This window comes from Rhodococcus sp. 05-339-2 (assembly GCF_002258965.1).
GTDB lineage: Bacteria > Actinomycetota > Actinomycetes > Mycobacteriales > Mycobacteriaceae > Rhodococcoides.
Map to the genome: position 1 here is coordinate 702,809 of NZ_NOYW01000018.1, position 12,001 is coordinate 714,809.

Annotated in this window: 11 protein-coding genes and 2 tRNA genes; 4 read left to right on the plus strand and 9 right to left on the minus strand. The window is 65.1% G+C overall.

Annotated elements, in window-relative coordinates; all coding sequences use genetic code 11:
• Positions 1-32: 32 nt before the first annotated feature.
• The 3 genes from CH273_RS21010 to leuC form a co-directional block, all read right to left on the minus strand.
• The gene (locus tag CH273_RS21010; RefSeq protein WP_032397768.1) at positions 33-722 is read right to left on the minus strand and encodes an HU family DNA-binding protein; all 690 of its coding nucleotides are present in this window, start codon (positions 720-722) and stop codon (positions 33-35) included.
• A 148-nt stretch (positions 723-870) separates the two neighbouring features.
• The gene (gene leuD / locus CH273_RS21015) at positions 871-1,488 is read right to left on the minus strand and encodes a 3-isopropylmalate dehydratase small subunit (protein ID WP_032397767.1); all 618 of its coding nucleotides are present in this window, start codon (positions 1,486-1,488) and stop codon (positions 871-873) included.
• A gap of 44 nt (positions 1,489-1,532) precedes the next feature.
• Positions 1,533-2,957 carry a 3-isopropylmalate dehydratase large subunit gene (leuC, locus tag CH273_RS21020; protein WP_032398343.1) on the minus strand — a complete coding sequence of 475 codons (1,425 nt, stop codon included), beginning with the start codon at positions 2,955-2,957 and terminating at the stop codon, positions 1,533-1,535.
• Positions 2,958-3,107: 150 nt separating this feature from the next.
• Between leuC and CH273_RS21025 the strand changes: the two genes are divergently transcribed.
• Together CH273_RS21025 and CH273_RS27805 are read left to right on the plus strand one after the other, a co-directional pair.
• Entirely contained in the window at positions 3,108-3,836 is a 729-nt protein-coding gene (locus CH273_RS21025) for an IclR family transcriptional regulator (RefSeq protein WP_032397766.1), read from the plus strand.
• A 113-nt stretch (positions 3,837-3,949) separates the two neighbouring features.
• Positions 3,950-4,117 (plus strand): DUF5302 domain-containing protein, encoded by a 168-nt coding sequence (locus CH273_RS27805; protein ID WP_170946045.1) that lies wholly within the window; start codon positions 3,950-3,952, stop codon positions 4,115-4,117.
• Between the two features lie 62 nt (positions 4,118-4,179).
• On the opposite strand, the gene CH273_RS21030 is transcribed toward CH273_RS27805, so the two are convergent.
• Positions 4,180-4,252: transfer RNA gene (locus CH273_RS21030), tRNA-Glu, on the minus strand.
• Between the two features lie 91 nt (positions 4,253-4,343).
• A tRNA-Gln gene (locus tag CH273_RS21035) sits at positions 4,344-4,415 on the minus strand.
• A gap of 245 nt (positions 4,416-4,660) precedes the next feature.
• On the opposite strand from CH273_RS21035, the gene CH273_RS21040 reads away from it, so the two are divergent.
• Positions 4,661-6,247 (plus strand): bifunctional 3'-5' exonuclease/DNA polymerase, encoded by a 1,587-nt coding sequence (locus CH273_RS21040; protein ID WP_032397765.1) that lies wholly within the window; start codon positions 4,661-4,663, stop codon positions 6,245-6,247.
• Here the strand turns inward: CH273_RS21040 and CH273_RS21045 are convergent.
• The 3 genes from CH273_RS21045 to CH273_RS21055 are packed head-to-tail and all read right to left on the minus strand — an operon-like array spanning position 6,205 to position 9,512.
• Positions 6,205-7,209, minus strand: coding sequence for a YihY/virulence factor BrkB family protein (locus tag CH273_RS21045; protein WP_032397764.1), 1,005 nt, complete (start codon positions 7,207-7,209; stop codon positions 6,205-6,207). The two genes, CH273_RS21040 and CH273_RS21045, sit on opposite strands and share 43 nt — an antisense overlap.
• A gap of 46 nt (positions 7,210-7,255) precedes the next feature.
• The gene (gene gltX / locus CH273_RS21050) at positions 7,256-8,731 is read right to left on the minus strand and encodes a glutamate--tRNA ligase (RefSeq protein ID WP_032397763.1); all 1,476 of its coding nucleotides are present in this window, start codon (positions 8,729-8,731) and stop codon (positions 7,256-7,258) included.
• A 7-nt stretch (positions 8,732-8,738) separates the two neighbouring features.
• Positions 8,739-9,512, minus strand: a complete 774-nt coding sequence (locus CH273_RS21055) for a fumarylacetoacetate hydrolase family protein (RefSeq protein ID WP_032397762.1) — start codon at positions 9,510-9,512, stop codon at positions 8,739-8,741.
• Between the two features lie 130 nt (positions 9,513-9,642).
• Here CH273_RS21055 and CH273_RS21060 point away from each other — a divergent pair, with 130 nt between their 5' ends.
• Entirely contained in the window at positions 9,643-10,866 is a 1,224-nt protein-coding gene (locus tag CH273_RS21060; RefSeq protein WP_032397761.1) for an MFS transporter, read from the plus strand.
• 81 nt (positions 10,867-10,947) lie between these two features.
• On the opposite strand, the gene CH273_RS21065 is transcribed toward CH273_RS21060, so the two are convergent.
• Entirely contained in the window at positions 10,948-11,958 is a 1,011-nt protein-coding gene (locus CH273_RS21065) for a 3-isopropylmalate dehydrogenase (protein WP_032397760.1), read from the minus strand.
• Between the last annotated feature and the right edge of the window lie 43 nt (positions 11,959-12,001).

The following is a 12,001-nucleotide window of genomic DNA, read 5'->3' on the forward strand; positions in this document are numbered from 1 at the left end:
TTTCACACTGTCGTACGTGAAGCAGGCAGGCTCTACTTCTTTGCTGCGCGCTTCGCGGGGGCCTTCTTGGCCGGTGCCTTCTTGGCCGGAGCCTTCTTGGCAACGGTCTTCTTGGCCGCTGTCTTGGCCGGAGCCTTCTTGGCGGGAGCAGCAGTCGTTGCGGCCTTGCGCGCAGTCGTCTTGGCCGGAGCCTTCTTCGCAACGGTCTTGCGCGCGGTGGTCTTCGCGGGAGCTGCCTTCTTGGCGGCGGTCTTCGCGGGAGCCGCTGCCTTACGAGCTGTGGTCTTGGCCGGTGCTGCCTTCTTGGCGGCAGCGGTGGTTGCCTTGCGGGCGGTCGTCTTCACGGCAGCTTTCTTCGCAGCCGTCTTCTTCGCAGCCGCAGTCTTCTTGGCCGGAGCCGCAGCGGCACCGCGCTTGACGGCAGGACCGGTGGCGGGCAGCTTCTGGCCACCGGCGATGACGGCCTTGAACTGCGCACCCGGACGGAATGCCGGAACGTTGGTCGGCTTCACGCGAACGGTCTCGCCGGTGCGGGGGTTACGGGCGACGCGGGCTGCGCGACGACGCTGCTCGAACACGCCGAAGCCCGTGATCGTGACACTCTCGCCGCGGTGCACTGCGCGCACGATGGTGTCGACGATGTTCTCGACAGCCTCTGTGGCGCTCCGCCTATCAGACCCCAACTTCTCGGTCAGGGCGTCAATCAGCTCTGCCTTGTTCATGGATTTCCTCCGCTATATGGTGGCCCATCGTCGGACCGACTACTACAACGGTAAACCCCAAGTCGTCAAGAGTCTATGCGCCACGCCAATTTTCATTCTGGTGTCGCGGAATGATTCACGGCCGCAAAGCGTGTCGGACCGCCGCCGATCAGCTTTCGGCGGGTGTCTCGATCCGCGCCGGAAGGGTCAGGGGTTTGTATGAAGGCCTTGACTTTTCGTACTCCGTAATGGCCTCTACCTGGCGTAATGTCAATCCGATGTCGTCCAGGCCCTCCAGCAGACGCCACCGCGTGTAGTCGTCAATCGCAAAGGGCACCACCAACGTTCCAGCCGTTACGGTCTTGTCGACGAGGTCGACAATTATTTCCAGACCGGGCTGTTCTTCTAAGGCTTTCCACAGCAATTCGACGTCGGATTGATCCACTTCGGCAGCCAGCAGCCCGGCCTTACCCGAGTTTCCGCGGAAGATATCGGCGAAACGGGAGGCGATCACGACCCGAAATCCGAAGTCCGAGAGTGCCCAGACGGCATGCTCGCGTGACGATCCCGTACCGAAGTCGGGCCCGGCAACGAGCACCGAGCCTCGGTCGTAGGGCTCGAGGTTCAACACGAAGTTCGGGTCCGAGCGCCAGGCGGCGAACAACCCGTCCTCGAATCCGGTGCGCGTGACGCGCTTGAGGTAGACCGCGGGGATTATCTGGTCGGTGTCGACGTTGGACCGCCGGAGCGGAACTCCGATACCGGTGTGTCGAGTGAAAGCTTCCATCGAATGTGCTCCTCTGAGTTCGATCGATCCGAGCGAAGACGCGTTTACGCGAGATCCGCCGGAGACGACAGGGTTCCGCGGATTGCCGTTGCCGCTGCTACCAACGGTGACACGAGATGGGTGCGCCCACCCTTGCCCTGCCTACCCTCGAAATTGCGGTTGGACGTCGACGCCGATCTCTCGCCCGACGCCAATTGGTCCGGGTTCATTCCCAGGCACATCGAGCAACCGGCCTGACGCCACTCCGCTCCTGCGGCCGTGAATATCTCACCCAGACCTTCCTCCTCGGCCTGCGCTCGCACCCGCATGGAACCCGGTACCACCAGCATTCGCACTCCGTCGGCAACCCGGTGTCCTTCGAGAACGGACGCGACGGCCCGCAGATCCTCGATTCGGCCGTTGGTGCACGAGCCGACGAACACGGTGTCGACGGCGATATCGCGGATGGGCGTGCCCGCTTCCAGGCCCATGTACTGCAAGGCCTTCTGGGCTGCCACCCGCTCGCTCTCGTCGACCATCGCCTCCGGATCGGGCACCGTATCGCCAAGTGGCGCACCCTGACCCGGATTCGTTCCCCACGTGACGAACGGCGTCAACGTGTCGGCGTCGATGTGGACCTCGTTGTCGAACACCGCATCCGGATCGGTCGCCAATTCGTTCCACGCGGCCACAGCCGCGTCCCAGTCGGCTCCGCGAGGAGCGTGCGGGCGTCCCTTCAGGTACTCGTAGGTGACCTCGTCGGGTGCGATCATGCCTGCCCGCGCTCCGGCTTCGATCGACATGTTGCAGATGGTCATTCGCGCTTCCATCGACAGCTTGCGAATGGCCTCACCGCGGTATTCGAGGACGTAGCCCTGACCGCCGCCGGTGCCGATCTGTGCGATGACTGCGAGGATGAGATCCTTGCTCGTCACACCGGGGGCGAGTTCTCCGTCGACGGTGATGGCCATCGTCTTGAAAGGACGCAGCGACAAGGTCTGCGTGGCCATGACGTGCTCGACCTCACTGGTGCCGATGCCCATTGCGATCGAGCCGAAGGCACCGTGCGTCGAGGTGTGACTGTCTCCGCACACCACGGTCATGCCGGGCTGGGTGAGACCCAGCTGTGGGCCGATGATGTGCACGATGCCCTGATCGAGATCGCCCATCGGATAGAGCCGAACACCGAATTCCTCGCAGTTGCGTCGAAGGGTGTCCACCTGCGTGCGCGAGACCAGATCGGCGATGGGCGCGAAGATGTCGGCCGTCGGGACGTTGTGGTCCTCGGTCGCGATCGTCAGATCGGGACGACGCAGCCCGCGGCCGGCCAAGCGAAGTCCGTCGAACGCCTGCGGGCTCGTCACCTCGTGCACCAGATGGAGGTCGATGTAGATCAGATCCGGCTCACGCGCCCCGCCTTCGCCGCCGCCTCGGACCACCACATGCTGGTCCCATACCTTCTCCGCCAAAGTCTTCGGTGTTTCGGACATCGCTGTCGCGGACCTCGTCTTTCCCTGTCGTCGTCGCGCCGGTGAACGGGCTGGTTCACCTCGCGTGATCGTCTCGACATCATGCCCCCGACGCGCACCGAAGATGTCGTAGTTGTGCAATCTCAGCATGCGGGAGGCTAATATCGTTCTATGAGACAGCATAGCCCCAATGGCCTCGTCGACAAATCGAGCGGTATCGGTGTCCTCGACAAGGCGATGACGGTGCTGCACGCGGTGGCCGAGAAGCCCTGCAATCTGGGTGATCTGTGCGCTCGAACGAGCCTGCCCAGGGCCACGGCCCACCGGCTCGCGGTCGGCCTGGAGACCCACCGGCTTCTGGTACGAGATGCCGACGGCCTGTGGCGGACCGGGCCGGGACTGGGCGAGCTCGCGGCGAGCGCATCGGATGCCCTCCTCGATGCTGCTGCCTCGGTACTCCCCCGCCTACGCGAGATCACCGGCGAGAGTGTGCAGATCTATCGGCGCGAAGGAACGGTGCGGGTGTGCGTGGCGTCCATGGAGCCGCCGACCGGACTTCGAGACACCGTGCTCGTCGGAGCACGCCTGCCGATGACGGCCGGGTCGGGTGCCAAAGTGCTTCTCGCATGGGCAGATTCACAGACTCAACGAACAGTTCTGCCCGATGCGGAATTCGGTGAGCGCACCCTCCTCGAGGTTCGACGGCGCGGTTGGGCGCAGAGTGCGGGCGAGCGCGAACCGGGCGTCGCGAGCGTTGCCGCGCCGGTGCGCGACAGCAACGACGCTGTGGTGGCGGCGATCTCGGTGTCGGGACCGATCGATAGAATCGGGCGCAAGCCCGGAGCGCGCTGGGCCGCCGATCTCCTGGCGGCCGCGGACGCACTGCACAAGCGACTCTGAGGCAGGGCGCAGACCTGTCGGCCCGAGGAAAACCAGCTGATCGCGCTGCGAGAGTGGGGTACCTTCGTCTCGAGCGGCCTACCCGGCCGGTCGTCGACTGCGAGGAGTCACCCATGCCCGAATCCGGCAGTGAAGAACTGAAGAAGAAATTCCGCGAAGTCCTGGAACAGAAGAACAGCAAGTCCCACAATTCCGTCGAACACAAGGACGGTGGGCCGAAGGTCAACAACGCTCACGGTCCGGCCGACCATCAGAAGATGTTCCGCCGCAAGAGCGTCTGAGACGCCCACACCGAAACGACAACACCCTCCCGATCCACGGATCGAGAGGGTGTTGTCTGTTGTAGCCCCGACGGGATTCGAACCCGCGCTACCGCCTTGAGAGGGCGGCGTCCTAGGCCGCTAGACGACGGGGCCAGGAACTTCACCTGCATTGTTGTTCGAGCTTGTAACGCTGAGCCAGCTTAACTGCCTCGGCCTCGGCGACAAAATCGCCCTCACCTGCTCGCTGGGGTACCAGGACTCGAACCTAGAATGGCGGTACCAGAAACCGCTGTGTTGCCAATTACACCATACCCCAATGGACTTGAATCGAACTGCGCACCACGATCGATGTGCACTGCGTTTCGAGCCGGGATAGAGACTATCAAAGGTGACTACCCATTCTGCAAATCGGCTGCTCAGAGCCACCGAAACCGCGCGGCGCAGACGTCGGGGCCGGCCCGAGTCGCAGCTTCCTCGGGCCCCAGGAGCCCCCTCGACGCCTCGTCCGACCAGTGGAGCAGACTTGTTCTCCGTGACCGATCGCAGACCCAGCCGAGTCCGATGAGGGTTCTGCTCGTTCCTCAGGGCGAGCAGGCGGTACTGACGTACCTCGCCGACGACGGCTCGATGCAGCGTGAACCCACGGTGGCCGAGGATCCGGTCGCGGCCGTTGCCGGGCTGGAGCGAGACGAACGGCCGAGGTGGGTGTGGGAGGACACCAGCCGGATCTACCCTCGGTTGCTCGAACGAGGAGTACGCGTACGCCGCTGTCACGATCTGGCCCTGGTCGGTGCGATTCTGGCGATGCGCGCCGGCTCGGCGACTGTCCCGTCGGCTCCCGCCGACCTGCGGCCGGGGCTGTTCGACGCGAACCCCAACTCCGATCCCGCGGCCGTGCTCACCGAGTATCGGCGTCAGCTTCGCGACATCGGTGACGATCGCGCACTGCACCTGCTGGCGGCGGCCGAGTCGGCCGGGGGCCTGGCCGCCGCGGAGATGACCTTCGACGGGTTGCCGTTCTCGGCGTCGGCACATCGCCGTCATCTGGACACGATGCTCGGTGCGCGGCCGCTGGACGGTTCTGCACCCCCGGCTCTGGTCGAGCTCGAGAACCAGATCTCGTCGGCGTTCGGGCGGCGCGTCAACCCTGCCTCTCCCGTGGAGCTGGTGGCCGCGTTCGCGCGCGTCGGTATCGAACTGACATCGACTCGAGCGCACGTCATCCGCGACATCGATCACCCGGCAGTTCCGCTGCTGCTGCGCCACCGCGATCTGTCGAAGCTGCACGCTGCGAACGGGTGGGCATGGCTCGACGCGTGGGTTCGCGACGATCGTTTCCGTCCGGTCTATGTTCCCGGCGCTGTGGTCTCGGGCCGGTGGGCCAGTCGCGGCGGAGGCGGCCTGCAGATTCCGAAACCCCTGCGCGCCAGTGTGATCGCCGATCCCGGGTACACGTTCGTGGCCGCCGACGCCGGTCAGCTCGAACCGCGCATTCTCGCTGCGATGTCCGGCGATCCCGGTATGGTCGCCGCGGCAGGCACCGCAGATCTGTATGCACCGGTGGCGGCAGCATCGTTCGGTGGCGATCGCAGCCACGCCAAGGTTGCCGTTCTCGGGGTCCTGTACGGGGCGACCTCCGGCGAGGCGCGTTCGCTGCTGACGCGACTACGGGCCTCGTTCCCCGGTGCCGTCGCACTGGTGGAGGAGGCCGCCCGCGCGGGAGAACGGGGCGAGGTCGTTCGTTCGTGGCTCGGACGGGCCTGCCCACCGCCCTCGCCGCAGTGGTGGTCGGAAGGTGACGCGCACGCGCGGGGCCGGTTCACGCGCAATTTCGTCGTACAGGCCACCGCCGCCGAATGGGCGCTGTGCTTGTTGGCCGATCTGCGTGGCCGGTTGGCCGGGAGCGGAGCCCGCAGGAGCGACGGGGATTCCGGGACCAGCAGCGAGTTGGTGTTCTTTCAACACGACGAGGTGGTGGTGCATTGTCCCGCCGCCGACTCTGAGCGTGCCGCCGAAGCGATTGCAGCATCGGCGTTGTCGGCAACTCGGCTGATGTTCGGCGACACGGCCGTCCGGTTTCCGATGGAGACGAGAATAGACCGCTTCTACGGCGCTTCGGCTGCAGGCTCGGAGCCGGATTCGGACTGAGCTCCCGGTGGGTCGGCGAACGTCACGTCGATGTCCTCGAACGGCGTGCTGCGTTGTGCTTCTGCCTGTCCGGTGTAGGTGAGTTTGTCACCTTCGGTCAGTTCGACATCGTCGGTGAACGGGGCCAGAAGGGACCGCGGGAACAGCCTGTCGACACGAACCACGTTGATCTCGATGCAGATCACGATCGATACCGAGGTCACGTACAGAAAGGCCAACAGCCCGAGCACCACTGCAAAGACACCGTTCGTCACCGTCGAACTCGCGGCGACGTATTTCACGTACACACCGCCGAACGTCTGCAGTAGCTGCCACGTCAGACCGGCCACTACGGCTCCCGGGAGTACCTGTCCGATCGACACCGCTCGCACTGTGGCGAGCCGAAACGCAACGACGAACACCCCGACGTACAGCAGCGTTCCGATCACGAAGACGACGAGACCTGATTCCGGGCCGAAATATCCTGCGGCACTGAGCACATTGAGTGCGGTGATAGCCAGTACCGCCAGGCCCACGGTGCTCAGCAAACCCAGTCCCCGCACTCGGGCTCGAATAGGATCGGGCCGGAGATTCTTCGGTACGGCCCATGCGGTGTTCATCGCGTTCTGCAGCGCAACGGACACACCGAGCCCGCCGTACAGCGACCCGAGGATACCCACCGCCAGACCGACCGTGCCGCCACCTATCCGTTCGGGACGCCCCAATTCTTCACCGACCGCCGGGATCTGACCGAGTGCCGAGTTCAGGATCTGTTGTTGCAGCTCCGGGTTGCCCATCAACACGATGCCCAGAATCACGGAGAAGAGCAGCAGCGCAGGAAAGAGCGAGACGAAGGCGTAGTACGTGATCAGGGCGGCGAGGTAGCCGCCCTGATCGTCGACGAACTTGTACACCACCGCAATGGGATAGCCGAGGACCGGCCGCCTGCGCTGGAGTCGATCCAGTCGATCGGAGACACTCATTCGAGGCTGCCCCCGCGGCCCGCGGTGCGCCTGCGGCCGTGCGCCGTCACGCCACCCGGGCGCGTGCTGCAGCCAGGCGTGCCAGGGTCTTCTCGCGCCCGAGCAATTCCATGGACTCGTACAGCGGCGGACTGATGTGCGACCCGGTCACTCCCACCCGAATCGGGGCGAAAGCCTTGCGCGGCTTGAGCTCGAGCTTCTCGATCAGCGCGTCCTTGAGAGTCGCCTCCAGATCGGCCGTGGTCCAGGTCTGCAACGCCGTCAGCGCCTCGACCGTGGCGTCGAGAACGGGTGCGGCATCGGCACCGAGGTTCTTCGCCGCGGCCGCAGGGTCGATCCCGAAGTCCGCCTCGTCGACGAACAGGAACTTCAGCAGTCCCCAGGCATCCGAGAGGACGACGATGCGGGTCTGCACCAGATCGGCCGCGACGGCGAACACCTTCTCGTCGACCGGCTCGGAGAGATGGCCCTGCGCGACGAGGTATTCGCGCAACCGCGCCGCGAAATCGTCAGCTGCCAGCATCCTGATGTGCTCGGCGTTGATCGCGTCGGCCTTCTTCTGATCGAAGCGTGCCGGGTTGGAATTGACCGACGAGATCTCGAACGCCGCCACCATCTCGTCGAGAGAGAAGACGTCGTGATCGTCCGAGATGCCCCAGCCGAGAAGAGCGAGGTAGTTCAGCAGACCTTCCGGAACGAACCCACGATCGCGGTGGATGAACAGATTCGATTCGGGGTCACGCTTGGACAGCTTCTTGTTGCCCTGGCCCATGACGAACGGCAGGTGCCCGAACTCGGGGGTGCGTTCTGCGACGCCGATCCGGATCAGTGCCTCGTAGAGAGCGAGCTGACGAGGCGTCGACGACAGCAGGTCCTCGCCGCGCAGGACGTGAGTGATCTTCATCAGTGCGTCGTCCACCGGATTGACCAACGTGTACAGCGGAACTCCGTTGCCTCGGGTCAGAGCGAAATCCGGTACGGTCCCGGCCTTGAACGTGGTCTCCCCGCGCACGAGGTCGTTCCACGTCAGATCGTGATCGGGCATCCGCAGTCGCACGACGGCCCCGCGTCCCTCGCTTCGATAGGCCTCGCGCTGCTCCGGCGTCAGGTCGCGGTCGAAGTTGTCGTAACCGAGTTTGGGGTCGCGTCCGGCTGCCTTGTGACGGGATTCCACTTCCTCCGGTGTGGAGAACGACTCGTAGGCCTCGCCGGCATCGAGCAACTGCTGCACGACGGCAACGTGTTGCTCGCGACGCAGCGACTGCCGGTAGGGCTCGTACGGGCCACCCACCTCGGGGCCCTCGTCCCACTCGAGGCCGAGCCAGCGCAACGCGTCGAGCAGGGCGGCGTAGGACTCTTCGGAGTCGCGTGCTGCGTCGGTGTCCTCGATGCGAAAGACGAAGGTGCCGCCGTGGTGCCGGGCGAACGCCCAGTTGAACAGTGCGGTTCGGACCAGACCGACGTGCGGGGTCCCGGTGGGCGACGGGCAGAACCGAACGCGGACATCTGTTGCTGTGGTCATGCTCGCCCTACTTCTTCGCTGCGACGGGGTTGGTCAGGGTACCGATTCCCTCGACGGTGATCGACACGCTGTCTCCGTCGGTGATGGGTCCGACTCCCTCGGGGGTTCCGGTGAGAATGACGTCTCCGGGGAGCAGTGTCATCACCGCGGACACCCATTCGATGATCTTCGGAATGTCGTGCAGCAGAAGCGAAGTGCGACTCTGCTGCTTGACCACGCCGTCGACCTCGGTCTTGATCTCGAGATCGGTCGGGTCGAGCGAGGTCTCGATCCAGGGCCCGAGTGGGCAGAAGGTGTCGTGCCCCTTGGCGCGAGTCCACTGTCCGTCGTGCTTCTGGTGGTCACGGGCCGAGACGTCGTTGGCGACGGTGTATCCGAGCACCACCTCGTGCGCCTTGGAGGCCGGGACGTCCTTGCACGGGCGGCCGATGACGATCGCCAGTTCACCCTCGAAGTGCACCTCGTTCGAGGACGGTGGCAGCACGATGGGCGCTCCGGGCCCGACGATGGAGGTGTTCGGCTTGATGAAGATCACGGGGTCCTTCGGAGCCTCACCGCCCATCTCGGCCACGTGCGCGGCGTAGTTCTTACCGATGGCGATGACCTTGCTGGCGAGGATGGGGGCGAGCAGTCGCACGTCGGCCAGAGGCCACGACCGACCCGTGAACGTGGGTGTGCCGAAAGGATGTTCGGCGATTTCCTTCGCAGTCTGCGAGTCACCCTCACCTTCGATACTCACGAATGCCACACCATCAGGACTTGCAATTCGACCGAGACGCATGCCGGAAGTCTATCGACCGTCGTTCTCCGCACGTCGACGCCGTCCGATCCACCGATCTTTCGCCGGTGTAAAGTTCGCGTTGATCCACATAGCAAGATCGTATGTCCATATTTTGAGACGAAAGGCCGGAATGAGCGACACGAAGCAGTTGTCCAGCATCGGCGAGACGCGACGGTGGTTCATGCTCGTGCTCGGGATGCTCGCGCAGACTGCGGGCGCCGTCTTCATCAACGGTGCTGCATTTCTCATTCCTGCCCTGCACGACGACCGGGGACTCGGCCTTGCGACTGCAGGATTCGTGGTTGCGATGCCCACCGTCGGCATCATGCTGACCCTCATCGCATGGGGCGTGCTCGTCGACCGCATCGGCGAACGTCTCGTTCTGGTGATCGGGCTCGGGCTCACGGCCGCAGCGAGTCTCGGCGCGGTGGTCAGCACGTCCATCCCGGTGCTCGCCGTCCTGCTGCTGGTCGGCGGTATGGCAGCGGCCAGTGCGAACAGCGCCAGCGGACGCGTGGTGGTGGGATGGTTCCCGCCGCATCGCCGTGGACTGGCAATGGGCATCAGGCAGATGTCGGTGCCCCTGGGCGTTGCCCTTGCCGCCCTCACCATCCCACCCATCGCCCGTGACCACGGCGTCGGAGTGGCACTGCTCGTACCCGCTGCCGTGTGCGCTGCGAGCGCCCTGCTGTGCCTGGCGGTCGTCGACCCTCCCCGTCCGAATCGTATCGACGCAGCGGCGCAGGGTCTGCTCGACAATCCGTACCGAGGCAGCAGCCAACTGTGGCGCATTCATGCCACGTCCATCCTGTTGGTGGTTCCGCAGTACGTGGTCTGGACGTTTGCGCTCGTGTGGCTGATGACCGACCGAGGGTGGACTGCTGCGGCTGCGGGCGTCCTCGTCACCGTCACCCAGATCCTCGGTGCACTGGGCCGGATGAGCGTCGGAGCACTCTCCGATCGGGTCGGTAGCCGCATGCGGCCCCTACGGTGGGTTGCGGCCACCGCCACCGTCAGCATGCTGGGGCTCGGCATCGCCGACTGGTTCGACTCCCCCGCCGCGATCGTCCTGCTCGTCGTCGCGTCCGTCGCCACCGTTGCACCGAACGGCCTTGCCTTCACTGCTGTTGCAGAGATATCGGGACCGTATTGGAGCGGACGCGCCCTCGGCGTGCAGAACACGAGTCAGTACGTGTTCGCGTCGGCCGTACCGCCGATCTTCGGGGCGCTTGCGACGGTCAGCTTTCCCGTCGCATTCCTGGTGTCGGCGATCTTCCCTGCACTCTCCGTACCGATCGTCCCCGACGATCCACGTCCCGAGACTCCCGACGAGAATTCCGACAGCGCCGGCTGATCCAGACCTGCGGGGATGCCCGAGAAACACGACATGCCACGGTGGGCAGTCGGCCCACCGTGGCATGTCGTGACGGCCCTGCTACAGACGCGCTGCGATTCTCGCGCCGATGTCCTTCGTCGACGCGGTTGTGGTTCCTCGCTCGGCGAGATCCGCTGCGACAGCGGCTTCCACCCGCGCCGCACCTGCCGCATCGCCCAGATGATCGAGCAACAACGACACCGACAGGATCGCGGCCGTCGGGTCCGCCTTCTGCTGCCCTGCGATGTCGGGAGCACTGCCGTGCACGGGCTCGAACATACTCGGATTGGTTCCGGTCGCATCGATGTTTCCGCTTGCGGCCAAACCGATTCCGCCGGTCACCGCCGCCGACAGGTCCGTCACGATGTCTCCGAACAGATTGTCGGTGACGATGACGTCGAACCGGCCCGGGTCGGTCACGAGGTGAATCATCGCGGCGTCGATGTGCTGGTACGCGACCTCGACGTCCGGGAACTCGGCCGCGACCTCGTCCACCGTGCGAGCCCAGAGGCTGCCTGCGAACGTGAGCACATTGGTCTTGTGCAGCAGCGTCAGATGCTTGCGCCGAGTCAGAGCCCGCTCGAAACCGTTGCGCACCACCCGCTCGACCCCGTAACGGGTGTTGACACTGACCTCGGTGGCCACCTCGTGCGGGGTGCCGACACGAAGCGCGCCACCGTTGCCGGTGTACGGCCCCTCGGTGCCCTCCCGCACGACCACGACGTCGATGTCCTTGTCACCGGCGAGTGGGCCGACGACACCCGGGTACAGCTTGGCCGGACGCAGGTTGATGTGGTGATCGAGCTCGAACCGAGCGCGCAACAGCAGTCCGCGCTCGAGCACGCCGCTCGGAACCGACGGATCACCGATGGCTCCCAACAGAATCGCGTCGTGCTCGCGCAGTTCGGCCAACACCGAGTCCGGCAGCAGTTCCCCGGTGGCGTTGTAGCGACGCGCGCCGAGGTCGTACTCGGTCTTCTCGGCACCGGGTGCAACGACGTCGAGCACGGCGAGCGCCTCGGTGACGACCTCCGGTCCGATACCGTCTCCGGCGATGACGGCCAGCTTCATCTCACTCCTCGTGATTCTTCGACTTCGTTCGATCGACTGCGAG